The organism is Mycobacterium sp. E2462 (assembly GCF_001672685.1).
GTDB lineage: Bacteria > Actinomycetota > Actinomycetes > Mycobacteriales > Mycobacteriaceae > Mycobacterium.
The window spans coordinates 1-15,998 of the sequence record NZ_LZKC01000257.1; the positions used below are offsets into that span (position 1 = coordinate 1).

Here is a 15,998-nt window from a genome sequence, read left to right on the forward strand (position 1 = left end):
ACTTGGTGCGCTTCGCGTTCTGCAAACGCCAGGAGGTGTTGGACGAGGCGATCAGCCGGCTGGGCGGGCTGCGCGACGGGGCGGTCAGCTAGCCGGGCCGTAGCCCTGCATCACCCGCTGGCGCAGCCCGTCGAGCGCGGCGCGCAGGATCTTCTTGCGGGCCCGGCTGACCCAGAACTCGGGCAGCGGCGCCGCCGGCTCGACCGTGATGGTGAACCGCACGCGGGTCCGCCCGTCGCCGACCGGGTTCAGGTTGTACTCGCCGTGCTGGCCGTGCTGCTGCGCGGTGCGGCGCGCGTCCCACACCATCCAGTCCGGGCCCCAGTGGTACTCCAGCAACTCGGTGTCGTGGATGCCCGTCACCGCAATGGAGACCCTGACGTGGTGCGGGCGGCCGTCGGGATGCTTGTCGACGACCTCGACCCGCTTGTGCACCGCTGACCACGTCGGCACCGCGTCCATGTCGGCCAGCGCCTCGATGATGACGTCCGGGGGCGCGTCGATGACGATCTCCGACGACGCTTGGATGGCCACCGTCACGCCCCCGCGTCGCCGCCGCGGGCGACCAGGTTCGTCAGCCCCCGCACCGCGGCGTCCATGATGTGCTCGCTGGCGCGCCGGACGACGAACGCCGGCACGGGGCGGCCCGGCTCGACGGTGAGGTCGAACCGCACGCGGCTCTTGTCGAGTCCCTCGGGTTTGATCGTGTATTCGACGTGCTGGCCATGCTGCTGCGACGTTCCCTTGGCGTCCCACACCATCCAGTCCGGGCCCCAGTGGTATTCCAGGATTTCCTTGTCGACGAGCCCCAGGATCTTCACCTTCGCCCTGACGTGGTGCGGCCGGCCGTCGGGATAGCGGTCGATGATCTCCATGTGCTTGTGCAGCGGCGACCACGACGCAAGCACACCGACGTCGGCGAGCGCGCCCATGACCTTTTCCGGCGGCGCGTCGACGATGAACTCTCGTGATGCTTTTACGGCCACTGCCATGAACCTAGCAACATCGCGGCGAGGGCGGACCGAATCCTTCAAAGCCGTTCTACCGCGCCATGTTTCGGGCGATGCGCCGCGCGCCCGGCGGCTAGCGGACCTTCTTCACCTGCAGCACCCGGTCGCGCAGCCCCTTGGTGCCGGCGTCGATGGTGCCCTTGATCGCGCGCTTGAGGACGAACCCGGGCAGCGGCACCATCGGGTCGACGCTGATCTCGAACGTGACCTTGGTCTTGTCGGCAGTCTGGTCGGAGTGGGGGGTCAGCGTGTACGACGCGTCCTGCGACCGCTGCTGGCCCGAGCTGATCAGCGTCCAGCTCACCTTGTTCTTTGCCCAGGTGTAGGCGATCACCTGTTCGTCGGTGATCCCGGCCGCCTTGACCCTCATCTTCACCGTGGCGGGCCGGCCGTCGGCGTGCCGCTCGAGAACTTCCACGCTTTGATGGGGGTCGGACCACTCGGTCATCGACTCCAGATCGGCGATGACGTCCAGAATTTCCTCGGGCGTCGCCTCGACGACTATTTCCCGGGTTTCGTTGATTGCCATGGCCGCACGATAGGCCAACCGGCTGCCACCGGGGGGTGATTTGGGCCGAGCGGGCGTACCGTCGTCACCGTGACTTCCCTGCGCATCGACGACTCCGAAGAATCCTTCTACACCGTCGGCGACTACCTCCTGGACCGCCTCGCCGAGCTGGGCGTCTCGGAGATCTTCGGCGTCCCCGGCGACTACAACCTGGCCTTCCTGGACCACATCGTCGCCCACCCGAGCATCCGGTGGGTGGGCAGCGCCAACGAGCTCAACGCCGGGTACGCGGCCGACGGGTACGGGCGGTTGCGCGGATTGGCCGCCGTGGTAACCACTTTCGGCGTCGGCGAGCTGTCCGCGGCGAACGCCATCGCCGGCAGCTACGCCGAGCACGTGCCCGTCGTCCACATCGTTGGCGGCCCCTCCAAGGACGCGCAGGGCACCAGGCGGGCACTGCACCACTCGCTGGGTGACGGTGACTTCGAGCACTTCTTCCGGGTGAGCCGCGAAATCACCTGCGCGCAAGCAAATCTGATGCCGGCGACGGCGTGCCGGGAGATCGACCGGGTGCTCTCGGAGGTGCGCGAGCAGAAGCGCCCCGGATACCTGCTGCTGTCCACCGACGTGGCCCGGTTCCCCACCGAGCCGCCGTCGGAGCCGTTGCCCAGCTACTCCGGCGGCACCAGCCCCCGCGCGCTGTCGCTGTTCGTCGAGGCGGCCACCCAGCTGATCGGCGCGCACCGCGTGACCGTGCTGGCCGACCTGCTGGTGCACCGGTTGCAGGCGGTCAAGGAACTCGAAGCGCTGCTGGCGGCCGACGTGGTGCCGCACGCGACGCTGATGTGGGGGAAGAGCCTGCTCGACGAGAGCTCCCCCAATTTCCTGGGCATCTACGCGGGGGCGGCGAGCGCCGAATGGGTGCGGGCGGCCATAGAGGACGCGCCGGTGCTCGTGACGGCGGGCGTGGTGTTCACCGACATGGTCAGCGGCTTTTTCAGCCAGCGCATCGACCCCGCGCGCACCATCGACATCGGGCAGTACCAGAGCAGCGTCGGCGGTGCGGTCTTCGCCCCGCTGGAGATGGGCGCGGCCCTGGAGGCGCTGGCCACCATCCTCGTCGGCCGCGGCGTCACGTCCCCGCCGGTGGCGGCGCCCCCCGCCGCGCCCCTGCCGCCCCCGCCGGCGAGCGATCAGCCGCTCACCCAGCAGCTGCTGTGGGACCGCCTGTGCGTCGCGCTCACCCCGGGCAACGTGGTCCTGGCCGACCAGGGCACGTCGTTCTACGGAATGGCCGATCACCGGCTGCCCCACGGTGTCACCTTCATCGGCCAACCTCTTTGGGGCTCAATCGGTTACACGCTGCCCGCGGCGGTGGGCGCCGCCGTCGCCCACCCCGAGCGCAGGACGGTGTTGCTGATCGGCGACGGGGCCGCGCAGCTGACCGTGCAAGAGCTGGGCACCTTCTCGCGCGAGGGCCTGTCCCCGGTCATCGTGGTAGTCAACAACGACGGCTACACCGTGGAGCGGGCGATCCACGGGGAGGCGGCGCCCTACAACGACATCGTCGGCTGGCAGTGGACGGACATTCCGCGGGCGCTGGGGGTGGCCAACCATTTGGTGTTTCGCGCGCAGACGTATGGCGAGCTCGACCAGGCGCTGACCGCGGCCGCGACCCACCAGGACCGCATGGTGTTCATCGAGGTGGTGTTGCCCCGCCTCGAGGTTCCGCGGTTGCTCGCCCAGTTGGTCGGGCCGATGTCGCCGGAGGGCGCGCGCTGAGCGCCGCTAGGCCGGGTTTGCGGTTCGGTCCGGGGTCGACGAGCGCAGCATCGCCGCGACCGTGCGCCGGCAACGCCCGCAGTCGGCGCCCGCCCCGCAGGCCTGGGCGACTTCCTTCGTGGTGGTCGCGCCGGCCGCCACGGCCTCGCTGACCGTATGACTGGTGACTCCGTTACACAGGCACACGAACATCGCGGTCGCTCACCGGCCGTCGATGCGCATCATGTCGAAGAACCGGCCGACAAAGATCGGCGGGTAGGCGCCCACGCCGGCCCCCGACATCCATTCGGCCGCGGCGTCGGGATGGTCGACCCACTGTCGCGCCCGCTCCTCGTCGGGCAGCTCCGACATGATGAGCACCTCGTGCTCGTCATCGAAGGCCTGGAACACCCACGTCTTGCGGATGCCGGCCGCGGCGAATCTGTCCATGGCCGAACCCATTCGCGCCGTAAGCAGGGACACGTCGTGCACGGAGGCGATGGCCGCGACGACGACGCCGGGCGCGGCGGGGGTGCTCACCGGCGCCTCGACGAAGCGGTCGACGATCTCGCCGGCGAAGACGGCGGGTATGTCCTCGACGCCCGCGGAGTCGAACCAGTCGAAGAACACCCGCGACCGCAGCAGCTCGACGATCGGCTCGCGACTGTGCACCCCGATCATCACCAGGACCCGGCCGTAGTCGTGGGTCGAGGTGTAGACCAGCACGTGGTGTGCGCCGATGTCGGCGAGCGCGGACTTGCGCCGCTCGAGCAGCGGCCACACCTTGCTCGGGTCGGGCACCCGATAGTCGGATGCGATCACCATCGAGTGAATGTCGCCGTCGCTCACCGCAATTGGTCTTTCATCACTTTGCCCGTGGCGTTGAGCGGCAGCGCGTCGAGGAACTGCACGGACCTGGGCACCTTGAACCCCGCCATCCGCTCGCGGCACCAGGCGACCAGGTCGCCGGCGGCCACGTCGGTCTTCGTGACGACGAAGGCCTTGCCCACCTGCCCGAGGCGCTCGTCGGGCACCCCGATCACGGCGGCTTGGGCCACCGCGGGGTGCTGGAGCAGGAACCCCTCGATCTCGGCCGGGTAGGCGTTGAAGCCCCCGACGATGAACATGTCCTTCTTGCGCCCGACGATGCGCAGGCGCCCGGTCTCGGTGAAGGCGCCCAAATCTCCGGTGTGCAACCACCCGTCGGTGTTGATGGCCGCGGCGGTGGCCGCGGGATCGTCGAGGTAGCCCTGCATCACCCCGTAGCCGCGGACCAAGACCTCGCCGTCGTCGGCGAGACGCACGTCGACGCCCTCGCACGGCACGCCCGCGGTGGACGCGACGTCCTCGAAGGAGTCGCCGGGGCGCGACAACGTGACGTTTCCGGCCTCGGTCAACCCGTATCCGGTCATCAAGGTCTCGAACGGCAATTCGTCGTGGATGCGGCGGACCAGTTCCACGGGGATGTCCGCCGCGCCGGTGACACCCGCCCGCAGCGTGGACAGCTTCGACGTGTCGGCGACGGTCAGCAGCGAGTGGTACAGCGTCGGCGGCCCGGGCAACATCGTGATGCGTTCGCGCGCAATGAGATCCACCACCGTGTCGATGTCGAAGACCGCGACCGGCAACATCGTCGCACCGCGCAGGAACGACGCGACCAGCCCCGCCTTCAATCCGAAGGTGTGGAAGTAGGGGTTGATCTGCAGATAGCGGTCGCCTTGGCGCAGGTCGGCGAGCGTCGCCCACTCCTGGTACATCCGCAGGGTTTGGCCGTGGTTCATCATCGCGCCCTTCGGGCGGCCGGTCGTGCCGGAGGTGAAGATGATGTCCGCGACGTCGTCGCCGCTCACCGGGCGCACGAACGGCGAGCCGCTGGACAGGAAGTCCGACGTGAGGTCGATAACCGGGATCCCTGCGGGCACGGTGTAATCCTGGTCCAGGAAGCCCTGCTGCGCCAGGACGGCCTTGACCGAACTGCGGGCGATGATGTCGCCCGCCTCCTCGGTTTTGAACCGGGTGTTGACCGGCACCAGCACGCCACCGGCGGTGAGCAGGCCGAAGGCCGCGATGATCCATTCCGCGGAGTTGGGTGCCCAGATGGCCACCCGATCACCCTTGGCGACGCCTAGGTCCGCGAACGCGCCTGCCGCGCAACGTATTCGATCGATGAGCTCGGTGAAGCTGAGGCGCAGCGGACCGTCGACGACCGCTTCGGCGTCGCCGAACCGATCCGCCGCGCTCAGCACCATCTCGGGGATGGTCTGCCAGCGTCGGTCGGCAGACCCTGCCCCACCCGCGGGCGGCGCCCCCACCTCAGGACGCTTCACGTCCTGCATCGTCGCCGTCGGGGCCGACCGCGCGTCACACCGTGACGAGTCGACCGAGGTTGCCGCCCATGATCTTTGCCTGGTCGTCGACGGACAGGTGCGCCAGCGCGTTGACGTAGAACGTCGGCTCCGCGAGCCCCTCCGGGTGCGGCCAGTCCGAGCCGTACAGGACCTGGTCCACACCGACGAGGTTGACCAGGTCGTCGATGCCGTCCTCGAAGAACGGGCTGACATAGATCCGGTTCTTCACCATCTCCACGGGGTCGCTGGGGAAGGCCTCCGGGGCCTTGCGGAACACCTCGGCCAGGCCGTCGAGCAACGGGGTCATCCACTTCGAGCCCGCCTCGACGATCGCGACCTTTAGCTTGGGGTGGCGGTAGAGCGCGCCGTGAATGACCCACGAGCCCACCGAGTCCTGGATCGGCCGCCACTCGTTGAGGATGCCCATCGCGTTGGTCTGGAACGGCAGCATCTCCTGGTCGGCGCCGTCCCATTCCGAGGTGTACCGGGAGTAGCCGCTGTCGGAGGAGTGCATGCCGACGAGCACGTCGTGCTCGACGACCCGCTCCCAGAAGGGGTCGAACTCGGGCAGCGCGAACGACCGAGGGCCGCGGTAGCCGGGCACGGGCGCGGGACGGACCAGGATGGCGCGCGCGCCGCGCTTGACCGCCCACTCCAGCTCCTCGATCGCCTTCTCGACGATCGGCAGCGTGATCACGGGCGTGGTGAAGATCCGGTTCTGGTAGTTGAAGCCCCAGACCTCGTCGAGCCACTCGTTCAGCGCGTGGACCAGGACGTGGATGGCCAGCGGGTCGTCGCGCAGCCGCTCCTCGATCAGGCTGGCCAGCGTCGGAAACATCAAGGTGCGGTCCAGGCCGAGCTCGTTCATCTTCTCCAGGCGCGGGGCGGGCTCGAAGAATGCCGGGATCGCGCGCATCGGCTCGCCGAACAGCTCGCGCTTGCTCTTGCCGTCCGGGTTGCCGTACTTGAAGTACTCCTCCCACGCGCCCGGACGGGCCACGACCTCGAAAGTCGGATTGGGGATGTAATTGCTGATCTGACCGCGGATCGCGATCTTCGTCCGGCCGTTGACCTGCACGTACTGAACGAAGTCCTTGTACTCCTTGGGCAGGAATTTGGTCAGCGCCTCCGGCGGCTCGTAGAGATGGTTGTCCGCATCAAAGATCGGAAACGGCACGTCCTCCCGGTGCGACAGCTGCCCCATGAAATCCTCCTTCGCAATTTTGAGAATTGTATTCTCTACAGGTAGCAGACCGCAACGGGCCCCGCGAAAGCGGCCCTCAGCACGTCGCGGTGATCTTGAAGGTGGCGGAGACCGGGTCCCCCGGTTTGTCCGTGCGGTAGCCGTTGGCGGTGCCGGTGATGCTGATCTTGTCCCCGGAGATGCTCAGGTCGGCCTTGCCGTCGCCGCCGCGCGCGTACCTGCCCGTGAAGCCGTTGAGGTTGTCGATGTGCACCGATTCGGCGCTGGCCGGTTCGCCCTGCTCGTCGACGACGACCTTGGCGCCCGCGAAGGTGCTGCCGATGTCGATGGTGCGTCGCCAGTCGAGCTGGCTGCACTTGACGACGTGGAAGTTCGTCGCGTTGCCGTCGACGGCCACCGAGGCCGTGCTCGACAACTGGGTTGCCGGCCGCGACGTGCAGGCCGCCACCAGCGCGACACCGATCGCCACCGCGATTCCCCTGCGCACCGGCGACCTCCCACGACGTTGCGGCCTTGCCGACGATGCTATTCTCCCGAAAAGAGAATGCCAATATCGGCAGTTGTCGCCACCCGACGAATCGCCTTTTGGGGAGCGAAATCGCATGCTGCAGATCCGATTCGGCGCACGCCGGCCATCACCCGCCGCGCCGTCGCGCGCCGTCGGAAAAGCGCTCATTCGGCCAAATCGGGCCCGCGCGGGCGTTACCATCCTGGGCACGACTGTGTACTGCACACGGCGGACCGCAGGGCGAGTGAACCGCACCCCGGCAGCCGAAGGAGTGACATGACAGGTGTGTACAGGCGGCCGAGCGCGGGCTCGGCGACGGCGGTGGCGCTGCTGACGGCGGCGGCCGGGCTGCTCGCGGGGGGCGGCCGGGCCCACGCCGAACCGGTCGTCATGCATCACGTGAAATACGCGGTCACCGCGGAGAATCCGATCTACACCGACATCTACTACCTGGACCACCAGCCGGACAAGTTCTCCGACTACAGCCACAACCCGTATTCGTTCACACCCCACGTCGACGTCGACCTCGGCCCGGGCAAGTCCTGGACCTTCGACCTGGACATGTCGGACCCCGACGACTACGCGATGGTCGTGGCGAGCACGGGCACCGAGCCCGGCACGCCGGGCATTCACTGCGTGCTGGCGGTCGACGGGGTGGTCGTCGTGTCCAAGGGCGGGCCCAAGGGAGCGCTCTGCTCGCTGCGGAACTGGTGAACCAGCCAGGTGTCGGGGACACCGGCGAACGGCTGCGGCTCGCCCTCGAGCCGGCGCAGGTGCCTCTCGATGAGTTCCATGGTCTCGGCGTGCCCGGCGGAGATCCCGACGGCCTGCTCGAGCACCAAGAATCGCGACAGGCTGGTCATCAGCACGGTCCACACCACCGGGGGGATGCCGCCGCTGTCCGCCTCGTAGCGTTGCAGAGCGGCCGTGACGGCTTGGCGCTGCTCCTCACGGAATCGCTCGGCGTAGTAAGCGATTTCGGCGCGCATCTCTTTGCGGTGGTTGGCCAGCGCCATGAATTCCATGGAGATCCGGGTGAACGCCGGATCGGTGCCGAACCGCCATACCGCCCACAGCGGCTGGGGCGACTGCAGCAGCTTCGCGTGCACCTCCAGCGCTTCTTCCGCGCGGCGCCGAAAGACTTCCAGGAACAGCTCTTCCATGGTCCGGAAGTAGTAGTGCACCAACTGCGGCTTCAACCCGGCCTTGTTCGCCAGGCGGCGCGACGTGACCGCCGCATAGCCTTCCTCGACCATCAACTGCTCGGCCGCATCGAGCAGCAGGACGCGATTCTTGGCGTCGGGCGCTCCGAGCCTGCGGGCCGTCGTCATGGGTTAGCTCCGTACTCCGAACGCCTCCTCGGCGTTGCTCTACCGACGATGCCAGATCGTAGCGAAGGACGCCTCGCCGCGCCGTGGTGATCTTGACCTGACCATACCGCCATGCTAAGCAGGTGCTCAGCACAGTGCAGATTTCACAGTCGGATGGCCCGTGCCCTGCCGCCGAACGCAGCCGGTCCGACCAGCCCAGGGAGATGTGACACCGATGACCGACTTCGACTCGATCGACTTCTTCACCGATCCCTCGCTGGTCCCCGATCCGCACCCGTATTTCGACTACCTGCGCAGCCAGAACCCGGTGCTGCGCCTGCCGCATCACGGGGTCGTCGCGATCACCGGCTACGCCGAGGCCACCGAGGTCTACAAGGACCCGACCACGTTCTCCAACATCGTCGCGCTCGGTGGCCCGTTCCCGCCGCTGCCGTTCACGCCCGAAGGCGGCGACATCAGCGCACTGATCAGCGAGCACCGCAGCTACTTCCCGATGAACGAGCACATGGTGACCATGGACCCGCCGGATCACACCAAGGCCCGTTCGGTGCTGGCCAAGCTGCTCACCCCGAGCCGGTTGAAGCAGAACGAGGAGTTCATGTGGCGCCTCGCCGACCGCCAGCTCGACGAGTTCCTGCACAACGGCGAGTGCGAGTTCATCGCCGAATACTCCAAGCCCTTCGCCACGTTGGTGATCGCCGACCTGCTCGGCGTCCCGGAGGACGACCATAAGGAATTCCGCGTCGTGCTCGGTGCCGACCGTCCGGAGGCGCGGGTCGGCGCGCTGGACCACGAGTCGGTCGGGATCAACCCGCTGGAGTGGCTCGACGAGAAGTTCTGCAACTACATCGAGGACCGTCGCCGCGCGCCACGCGGCGACGTGCTGACCTTCCTCGCGGAGGCGAAGTATCCGGACGGGTCGACGCCGGAGGTGATCGAGGTGGTCCGTTCGGCCACGTTCCTGTTCGCCGCCGGCCAGGAGACGACGGCCAAGCTGCTGTCCGCCGCGTTGCAGGCGCTCGGCGATCGCCCGGACGTGCAGCAGCAGCTGCGCGAGGACCGCAGCCTGATTCCGGGATTCATCGAGGAATCGTTGCGAATGGAAAGCCCGGTCAAAAGCGACTCCCGGCTCGTCGTCAAGGACACCAGCATCGGGGGGGTCGACCTGCCCGCCGGCACGGTGGTCATGGTGTTGCCCGGCGCGGCCAACCGCGACCCGCGCCGGTTCGAGAACCCGCACGAATTCGACCTGCGCCGCAAGAACGTTCGCGAGCACATGGCGTTCGCCCGGGGCGTGCACTCGTGTCCCGGCGGCCCGCTGGCCCGGGTCGAGGGCCGCGTCTCCATCGAGCGCATCCTGGACCGGATGCCGCACATCGAGATCGACGAGGCCCATCACGGGCCGGCCACCGAGCGTCGCTACACCTACGAGCCGACCTACATCTTGCGCGGGCTGAGCGAACTGCATCTGTCGTTCACGACGGCGGACGCGGTCGCGGCGGTGGGCTGACCCCGCCGCGTCAGCGCAGGTGCGCCCCGGCGAAATAACACCCCAGCATCGCAACGGCCATCAGCACCACCCAGGCGTCGGTCAATCGGCACAGCAGCACAGGCGCGTGCCGCACCTCCATGAATTCGCGAAAGATGATGCGTACCTTGACCAGTGCGATCAGCACGACGGTCGAGGTGAGCACCGCGCTGGGCACGCCGCCGCGGGAGTGGTCGATCGCCAGGTAACTGCCCGTCAGTGCGGCCAGGATTACCCAGACGACCAGCAGCCTCCCGTTGCGCCGCACCGCTCACCGCACCGCGTACAACAGCGCGAAGATCAGCACCCACAGGAAATCGACGGTGTGCCAATAGGTGGCGCCGGTCTCGATCAACTCCTGCTCGCGGCGCGCCGGACTGACGAGCCGGTAACCGAGGACGCCCAGCACCACCAGGCCGATCAGCAGGTGCACGAAGTGAATGCCGGTGAGGAAGAAGTAGTACATGAAGAAGTCGTTGCCGGCCACGCCGTTTCCGGCCCGGATCAGCCGCGCCCACTCGACAACCTTGACCGCCAAGAACACCACGGCGAACGCCGCGGTGCCCAACACCTCGCGCAGGGCCGCGCGGTAGGCGCCGGCGCGCGCCGACCGGACGCACCGCGCCGCCGCCCACGAACTCAGCAGCAGGACCAACGTGTTGACGACCCCGACGCGCAGGTCGAGCCGCTCCTGCGCGTGCAGGAACAGTTCCGGGCTACGGCCGCGCGCGAACAGGTAGAAGCCGAAATACCCTGTGAAGACCAGGGTTTCGAACAGGACGAAAGCCCACATGTCCGGCTGGCCCGGCACGGCGCGCGCCGCGGTGGCCTTCTCGGCGAGGTCGGCCGTCACGCGGCCGCCTTCCGGCGCGGCAACGCCGGCAGGACACCGGCGCCGAAGTCCTCGCGTCGGATCATCCGGTACAGCAGCACGATGAAGGAGATCTGGTAGACGCCGAAGACGACCATGTCGAGCCACCAGGCGATTTCGCCGTCCCAAGCCAACACGCCGCGCCGGAAGATCCAGCAGGGCGCCACCACCACCTCGGTGAGCGCGTTGCACAGGTTGAGGTAGCCGAACCATTTGCCGAACACGCGGTTGCGGTCGATCAGGATCGCGACCATCCAGATCAGCGAGCCGATCAGGAACACGCCCATGGTCCCGTCGAAGGACAGGAACGCGAAATCGTAGAGCCAGCCGATCACCTCGGGATCGCGGTCCGCCCGCAGCGTCCCGACGATCAACGCGATGTTGAGCAGCAGCATGCCGGGAATTGCGCTGAGCGAGTAGATGATCAGATACGAATAGGCGAAGGCGCGGCTGACCGACATGCGCCGCATCGAGTACGCGATGAGCGCGTTGTTGACCGCGATCATGCCGCTGATCGCAAAGATCACACCGAAGCCCACGGGTATCCCCAGACGCCGCTCGGCGAACCAGTGAACCTGTGTCGCGAGGTCCCAGCTCGGCTCCGGCGGCGGCTGGACCTGCGCCACCACGAAGAACATCGGAAAGAACAGACCGTAGAACACGACGAGGGTCCACCATGCCAACCACAGCTCACGCTTGGGGTTGTGCCGCAGGTGCCAAACGAGGCGGTGCGACGCGGGGCCCGCGACCGGAGCGGGCGTCGCCGGAACGCCGCTCATCTGGCCACCAAAGCCGTTCTTTCGGAACGAGATTCGGCGCGCTCACGGTAGACGGCGCGCCCGAGGACCACGCCCATCACCAGGATCCAGACGGCGATGGCGACGTTTTTCACCCAGAACGAGAGGACACCGTCCCAGGCCAACGGGCCGGTCTGCGCCACGCCGACGAACGCCGCCGGGATCAGCGCGGCGGCCACCGCCAGGTTGACGTGGGCCACCCACCGGCCGAAGATCGGACGGGGTTGGTCGTCGAAATAGATTGCCAACGCCAGGATCACACCCTGCCCGATCAGAAAGGGCACCCCGACGGTGAAGGTCATCCAGCCGAAGTCGTTCAGCAGCTGAGTCAGCTGCGGGCTGCGCTCCGGCCGGAACGCGGCGAGGAGCCAGCAGACGTCGGCCACCAAAAACAACGTCGGCGCACCGGCGACGCACCCGAGCAGGGCGTAGGAGAAGATCGGCGTGCGGTGGGCCATGCGGCGGACCTGCAGGACGATCAGGGTCAGGATCGGGATCAGGCACGCGCCGAGCCAGTTGAACAGGATCATGCTGCAACGGATTTGGGGAAGGTGGGCGGGGTCGCGGTAGAACGCCGCCACCTGCTCGGCCGACATCGCCGGCGACATCGGCGGGTTGAAGCCTGGGAAGAGGGCGAAGCCGGCGATCCAGAGGACCAGCGCCACGGGCAGCGTCCACAGCAGGATCAGCTCCCCGTCCCGGCCGGTTGGCAACGACCGGTGTTCGTCGGCTTCGATATCGGACATCGGATTCCTTCCCCCCTGCGAGGCCGCCACCCGGTCGTCAGCCGAAGCTAGCCGATCGGCTAGCTTCGGTCAATAGCGTCGTCTACTCTCGTTGCGTGGGAGCAGCACGGCAGCCCGTCACGGGCGCGCAATTCTGGCTGACCGAGCACAGCGCGGCGCGGACGCGGGTGCTCGATGCCGCGCTGGGCCTGTTCGCCGAGCACGGCGTCAGCGGCACCTCGCTGCAAATGATCGCCGACGCCGTCGGAATCACCAAAGCCGCCGTCTATCACCAGTTTCGGACCAAAGAACAGATCGTCATCGCGGTGACCGAACGCGAACTCGGCCGGCTCGAGCCGGCGGTCGCGGAGGCCGAGGCCTACGGTGACGGCCCGCAGGCGCGAGATGCCCTGTTGGTGCGCATCGTCGAGATGGCGGTGCGCGATCGCCGGCTGGTGCGCACGCTGCAGTTCGATCCGGTGGTGGTGCGGCTGCTCGCCGAACACGTACCGTTCCAACAGTTCATGGACCGCCTGTACCGGGTGCTGCTCAGCGACGCCGGCCTCGACGGGCGGATCGAGGCGGCGATGTTCTCCGGCGCGCTGAGCACGGCCGTCATGCATCCACTGGTTGCCGACATCGACGACGCGACGTTGCTCGACCGGGTTACCGACCTGAGCCGGCGTCTGCTCGGCCTGCCCCGAGAGGCCGCGGCCGACCCTCGACGCGGCTAGGTGTCGGCGCGAATCCAGGTCAGGACGCCGTCGTGGGCGTAGCAGATCAGGAACAGGCCGTCGGGCGCCTGTGCGACGTAATTCTGGTAGTTCTCGCAGCTGGCGTTCTCTTCCTTGACGCCCGCCATCGGCGGCGAGCGGAACCATCGGGGCTGGTATCTGCGCGGCGAGCCGCAGATCATCAGCCGGCCGGGTTCGGAGGAGAACGAGACGTAGCCGTCGGTGACACCGAAGGCGTAATAGGTCGTGTTGTCGCACGGCGCGCCCAGCACCTGGTGGGGCATGATGCCCGGCGTGCAGGCGGGGTAGTCGCACACGGTCGGCCCCGCCGAGGAGGGCGGTGCCGCAACAACACTGGCGCCGAGCAACGCGGCAGCCATTGCCACGGTGAATCGCACCCAATTACTGTGCCACATCCGAAAAGAAAATTCTCCTGCTTGAAGAGGATGCTTCCGACCGCATCGCCGGCCGCGCCGCGCGGCCGTTGGCGCCGCGTGCCCCGCCGGCCGTCGGATGGGCGTTTGCGCACTTGGGGGCGTTTCGACGGCGGCGTCCAACCGGGTCGGCAGTGATAAGCTGCTTCTCCGTGCACGATCCGGAAGGGCTCGACGCCGACCCCAATCCCGACCCGTCGGACGTGACCGATCCGGCGACGAAGGCGGACGCGGCAGCGGTTGCCTCGCAACCGGACCCAGACGCCGAAGTCGCGCAGGCGCAGGCGCGCGTCGACGCGGCCCGGGCACGCCTGGCGAGGCTGCGCGAGGCCGCCGAGACGGGCGACGGTGGCGGGGATTCCGAGCGCCGGGCGTCGGTGTGGGCCCGGTCGCGGGGCGCCGGCCGACGGCTCCGCCGACCGGCCCGCCCGCGGCGTCCGGCGTGGCTGCGACGCCCGGGGTGGTTTCGGCGCCCGCGGCGCACCACGATCGCGGCCACCGTCGGCGTCGTGGTCTTCGTCGCCTCCCTGGCAGCCAGCGGATACATGGTGGCCCAGCATCGCGCCGCCGAGCACAGACAACGGCTGGCCGCCGAGTTCGCCGCGGCGGGGCGGCAAGGGGTTACCGCGCTGTTGTCGATCGACCCCGAGCACGCGAAGCGGGACGTCCAGCGCATGCTCGATGCCTCGACGGGTGACCTCAACAGCCAGCTGGCGGTGCTCTCGACGCTGATGGTCAAGAAGGCGGAGGACACCAAAGTCGGCAGCAAGGTCACCGTGGACGCCGTCGCCGTCGAGTCGCTGAGCAACGACTCGGGAGTCGTGTTGGTGGCGGCCAAAACCGATCCCATCGGACCGGACAACGCCAAACCGCCACCGGCGCTGTTTCGGGTCAGCGTCAACTTGGACCGCGACGGCGGTCAGCTGAAAATGTCGAAGATCGATTTCCTGCAATGACGGTCGAGGACGACGCGGCGCCGGACGGCGACGACCCGGTCGACGACGGTGAGTCGGCGCGCGCGTCCCGGCCGACGGCGATCGGGCGCGGCATCCACCGCTACGCGGCGCGGTGGCGGTCGATCCTCGCCACGTCGCTTGTCGTCGCGGCCGTGGGAGTGGCCGCGGGCCTCTACGTCGGCCTCTACCGGCCGGACCAACGCATCGGTGACGCGGCGGCACGCCGGGCGATCCAGGCGGCGTCGGACGGCACGGTGGCGGTGCTGTCGTACTCCTATGACCACCTGGACAGCGATTTCGCGGCCGCCAAGTCGCGCCTCACCGGGGACTTCTTGAACTATTACGGCAAATTCACCGCCGACGTGGTCGGGCCGACCGCGCGGGAGGGCCAATTGACGGTGACGGCCAACGTGATTCGGGCCGCCGTCGCCGACCTGCATCCCGACCGGGCCGCCGTGTTGGTCTTCGTCGATCAGACGACGGCAAGCATGCAGAAGAAGGATCCCGTGAAGACTCAAAGCAGCGTGTTGGTCACGCTGACGAAGACCAACGGCACCTGGTTGATCGCGAAGTTCGACCCGTCCGGGTGAGCACCCCGGAATTGCTCGTTAACCGTGTCCTGGTGGGGCGAAGCGGTGTAACGTCATCGTTCGGAAACGCCGCAGCCGACGGCGACAAGGCGCCAGAGGCATTGGCGGATACGCGCCTCGAGGAGCATCGGATGCGTCCAGTCACAGCAGTCAGCGCCGCAACCCTGGTGGCGGCCACGGTGTTCGGCGCTCTCGGCACGGCGGCCACGGCCCGGGCCATCACCAAGGAAGACGTGGCCCTCAACGGGAAATTCCGCGCCACCTCCATCGGTGACTGGGCCCAGCGCAACGACCAGTACTTCGGCGAGCCCACGGTCATCCAGACGTGGACCATCAGTTCGTCGTGCGACACCACCCAGGAATGCCATGGGACGGTGACCAGCGATCAGGGATGGAGCGCGCCGTTGTACATGAACGACGGCGAGATGTGGAAGGTCAAACGCGAAGTGCCGAACTGGGAACGGTGCGAGGACGGTACCGCGTTCAGCGGGCACCAGACCTTCTTTTTCTACCCGGTCAACGACAACGGCGGCTACCAGCTCGGGTCGACGACCTTCGCCGGCAAGGATAAGACGGTCGGCCCGAGCGGCGCCTGCGGGCAAAACCAGTGGCTCGACATCGCGATGCCGCTGCGCCTCGATCAGCTGTCCTGACCCAGCGGCCCTCTCGAGGGCCGCCCAGCGGGCCAACCCG

Annotated in this window: 21 protein-coding genes; 7 read left to right on the forward strand and 14 right to left on the reverse strand. The window is 68.0% G+C overall.

From position 1 onward, the window contains the following. Positions 1–84: 84 nt before the first annotated feature. From A5714_RS12540 to A5714_RS12550, 3 genes are all read right to left on the reverse strand, one after another. Entirely contained in the window at positions 85–534 is a 450-nt protein-coding gene (locus A5714_RS12540; protein WP_068066348.1) for an SRPBCC family protein, read from the reverse strand. A 2-nt stretch (positions 535–536) separates the two neighbouring features. Then, a complete protein-coding gene (locus A5714_RS12545; RefSeq protein ID WP_082959712.1) occupies positions 537–986 on the reverse strand; it encodes an SRPBCC family protein in 450 nt (149 codons plus the stop codon). Between the two features lie 97 nt (positions 987–1,083). Continuing rightward, positions 1,084–1,539: an SRPBCC family protein gene (locus tag A5714_RS12550; RefSeq protein ID WP_068066342.1), complete on the reverse strand. Its 456-nt coding sequence runs from the start codon at positions 1,537–1,539 to the stop codon at positions 1,084–1,086. A 69-nt stretch (positions 1,540–1,608) separates the two neighbouring features. On the opposite strand from A5714_RS12550, the gene A5714_RS12555 reads away from it, so the two are divergent. Next, a complete protein-coding gene (locus A5714_RS12555; protein ID WP_068066338.1) occupies positions 1,609–3,300 on the forward strand; it encodes an alpha-keto acid decarboxylase family protein in 1,692 nt (563 codons plus the stop codon). A gap of 6 nt (positions 3,301–3,306) precedes the next feature. On the opposite strand, the gene A5714_RS12560 is transcribed toward A5714_RS12555, so the two are convergent. From A5714_RS12560 to A5714_RS12580, 5 genes are all read right to left on the reverse strand, one after another. Then, a complete protein-coding gene (locus A5714_RS12560; RefSeq protein ID WP_068066335.1) occupies positions 3,307–3,492 on the reverse strand; it encodes a bacterioferritin-associated ferredoxin in 186 nt (61 codons plus the stop codon). Positions 3,493–3,501: 9 nt separating this feature from the next. Next, positions 3,502–4,128, reverse strand: coding sequence for a fatty-acid--CoA ligase (locus tag A5714_RS12565; protein ID WP_068066332.1), 627 nt, complete (start codon positions 4,126–4,128; stop codon positions 3,502–3,504). Next, positions 4,125–5,615, reverse strand: coding sequence for a FadD3 family acyl-CoA ligase (locus A5714_RS12570; RefSeq protein WP_082959710.1), 1,491 nt, complete (start codon positions 5,613–5,615; stop codon positions 4,125–4,127). Before A5714_RS12570 ends, A5714_RS12565 begins: the two co-directional genes overlap by 4 nt. A 25-nt stretch (positions 5,616–5,640) precedes the next feature. Further along, positions 5,641–6,831, reverse strand: a complete 1,191-nt coding sequence (locus tag A5714_RS12575; RefSeq protein WP_068066325.1) for an amidohydrolase family protein — start codon at positions 6,829–6,831, stop codon at positions 5,641–5,643. A gap of 76 nt (positions 6,832–6,907) precedes the next feature. Continuing rightward, positions 6,908–7,318 carry a lipoprotein LpqH gene (locus tag A5714_RS12580; RefSeq protein ID WP_231975880.1) on the reverse strand — a complete coding sequence of 137 codons (411 nt, stop codon included), beginning with the start codon at positions 7,316–7,318 and terminating at the stop codon, positions 6,908–6,910. 369 nt (positions 7,319–7,687) lie between these two features. On the opposite strand from A5714_RS12580, the gene A5714_RS12585 reads away from it, so the two are divergent. After that, entirely contained in the window at positions 7,688–8,053 is a 366-nt protein-coding gene (locus A5714_RS12585; RefSeq protein ID WP_082959713.1) for a hypothetical protein, read from the forward strand. On the opposite strand, the gene A5714_RS12590 is transcribed toward A5714_RS12585, so the two are convergent. Then, positions 7,969–8,670 (reverse strand): TetR/AcrR family transcriptional regulator, encoded by a 702-nt coding sequence (locus tag A5714_RS12590; RefSeq protein WP_068285571.1) that lies wholly within the window; start codon positions 8,668–8,670, stop codon positions 7,969–7,971. The two genes, A5714_RS12585 and A5714_RS12590, sit on opposite strands and share 85 nt — an antisense overlap. 214 nt (positions 8,671–8,884) lie before the next feature. On the opposite strand from A5714_RS12590, the gene A5714_RS12595 reads away from it, so the two are divergent. Beyond that, complete coding sequence (locus A5714_RS12595; RefSeq protein ID WP_068285573.1) at positions 8,885–10,180, forward strand: cytochrome P450; 1,296 nt, start codon at positions 8,885–8,887, stop codon at positions 10,178–10,180. Positions 10,181–10,190: 10 nt separating this feature from the next. Here A5714_RS12595 and A5714_RS12600 read toward each other — a convergent pair whose 3' ends face one another. Genes A5714_RS12600 through A5714_RS12615 form a run of 4 tightly spaced genes read right to left on the reverse strand, consistent with a single transcriptional unit; the run spans position 10,191 to position 12,612 of the window. Next, the gene (locus A5714_RS12600; RefSeq protein WP_068285574.1) at positions 10,191–10,466 is read right to left on the reverse strand and encodes a cytochrome C oxidase subunit IV family protein; all 276 of its coding nucleotides are present in this window, start codon (positions 10,464–10,466) and stop codon (positions 10,191–10,193) included. Between the two features lie 3 nt (positions 10,467–10,469). After that, positions 10,470–10,991 (reverse strand): cytochrome c oxidase subunit 3, encoded by a 522-nt coding sequence (locus A5714_RS12605; RefSeq protein WP_068285587.1) that lies wholly within the window; start codon positions 10,989–10,991, stop codon positions 10,470–10,472. A 56-nt stretch (positions 10,992–11,047) separates the two neighbouring features. Beyond that, complete coding sequence (locus A5714_RS12610) at positions 11,048–11,848, reverse strand: hypothetical protein (RefSeq protein ID WP_068066311.1); 801 nt, start codon at positions 11,846–11,848, stop codon at positions 11,048–11,050. Then, positions 11,845–12,612 carry a hypothetical protein gene (locus tag A5714_RS12615; protein ID WP_068285577.1) on the reverse strand — a complete coding sequence of 256 codons (768 nt, stop codon included), beginning with the start codon at positions 12,610–12,612 and terminating at the stop codon, positions 11,845–11,847. Before A5714_RS12615 ends, A5714_RS12610 begins: the two co-directional genes overlap by 4 nt. 95 nt (positions 12,613–12,707) lie before the next feature. On the opposite strand from A5714_RS12615, the gene A5714_RS12620 reads away from it, so the two are divergent. Beyond that, the gene (locus A5714_RS12620; RefSeq protein ID WP_068285579.1) at positions 12,708–13,325 is read left to right on the forward strand and encodes a TetR/AcrR family transcriptional regulator; all 618 of its coding nucleotides are present in this window, start codon (positions 12,708–12,710) and stop codon (positions 13,323–13,325) included. Here A5714_RS12620 and A5714_RS12625 read toward each other — a convergent pair. Continuing rightward, positions 13,322–13,741, reverse strand: coding sequence for a hypothetical protein (locus A5714_RS12625; RefSeq protein WP_197502733.1), 420 nt, complete (start codon positions 13,739–13,741; stop codon positions 13,322–13,324). The genes A5714_RS12620 and A5714_RS12625 overlap by 4 nt on opposite strands. A gap of 170 nt (positions 13,742–13,911) precedes the next feature. Here A5714_RS12625 and A5714_RS12630 point away from each other — a divergent pair, with 170 nt between their 5' ends. From A5714_RS12630 to A5714_RS12640, 3 genes are all read left to right on the forward strand, one after another. Then, entirely contained in the window at positions 13,912–14,715 is an 804-nt protein-coding gene (locus tag A5714_RS12630; RefSeq protein ID WP_068285581.1) for a hypothetical protein, read from the forward strand. Next, positions 14,712–15,305 (forward strand): hypothetical protein, encoded by a 594-nt coding sequence (locus tag A5714_RS12635; RefSeq protein ID WP_068285583.1) that lies wholly within the window; start codon positions 14,712–14,714, stop codon positions 15,303–15,305. The genes A5714_RS12630 and A5714_RS12635 overlap by 4 nt, the downstream gene beginning before the upstream one ends. A 131-nt stretch (positions 15,306–15,436) precedes the next feature. Continuing rightward, positions 15,437–15,958 carry a hypothetical protein gene (locus A5714_RS12640; RefSeq protein WP_068285585.1) on the forward strand — a complete coding sequence of 174 codons (522 nt, stop codon included), beginning with the start codon at positions 15,437–15,439 and terminating at the stop codon, positions 15,956–15,958. Positions 15,959–15,998: the final 40 nt, after the last annotated feature.

What these genes read in the sequence shown, in the direction of transcription:
- A5714_RS12605 (WP_068285587.1), bottom strand. Translation starts at nt 10,991, where the DNA reads ATGTGGGCTTTCGTCCTGTTCGAAACCCTGGTCTTCACAGGGTATTTC.
- A5714_RS12590 (WP_068285571.1), bottom strand. Translation starts at nt 8,670, where the DNA reads ATGACGACGGCCCGCAGGCTCGGAGCGCCCGACGCCAAGAATCGCGTC.
- A5714_RS12610 (WP_068066311.1), bottom strand. Translation starts at nt 11,848, where the DNA reads ATGAGCGGCGTTCCGGCGACGCCCGCTCCGGTCGCGGGCCCCGCGTCG.
- A5714_RS12560 (WP_068066335.1), bottom strand. Translation starts at nt 3,492, where the DNA reads ATGTTCGTGTGCCTGTGTAACGGAGTCACCAGTCATACGGTCAGCGAG.
- A5714_RS12635 (WP_068285583.1), top strand. Translation starts at nt 14,712, where the DNA reads ATGACGGTCGAGGACGACGCGGCGCCGGACGGCGACGACCCGGTCGAC.
- A5714_RS12640 (WP_068285585.1), top strand. Translation starts at nt 15,437, where the DNA reads ATGCGTCCAGTCACAGCAGTCAGCGCCGCAACCCTGGTGGCGGCCACG.
- A5714_RS12615 (WP_068285577.1), bottom strand. Translation starts at nt 12,612, where the DNA reads ATGTCCGATATCGAAGCCGACGAACACCGGTCGTTGCCAACCGGCCGG.
- A5714_RS12595 (WP_068285573.1), top strand. Translation starts at nt 8,885, where the DNA reads ATGACCGACTTCGACTCGATCGACTTCTTCACCGATCCCTCGCTGGTC.
- A5714_RS12575 (WP_068066325.1), bottom strand. Translation starts at nt 6,831, where the DNA reads ATGGGGCAGCTGTCGCACCGGGAGGACGTGCCGTTTCCGATCTTTGAT.
- A5714_RS12625 (WP_197502733.1), bottom strand. Translation starts at nt 13,741, where the DNA reads ATGTGGCACAGTAATTGGGTGCGATTCACCGTGGCAATGGCTGCCGCG.
- A5714_RS12570 (WP_082959710.1), bottom strand. Translation starts at nt 5,615, where the DNA reads ATGCAGGACGTGAAGCGTCCTGAGGTGGGGGCGCCGCCCGCGGGTGGG.
- A5714_RS12550 (WP_068066342.1), bottom strand. Translation starts at nt 1,539, where the DNA reads ATGGCAATCAACGAAACCCGGGAAATAGTCGTCGAGGCGACGCCCGAG.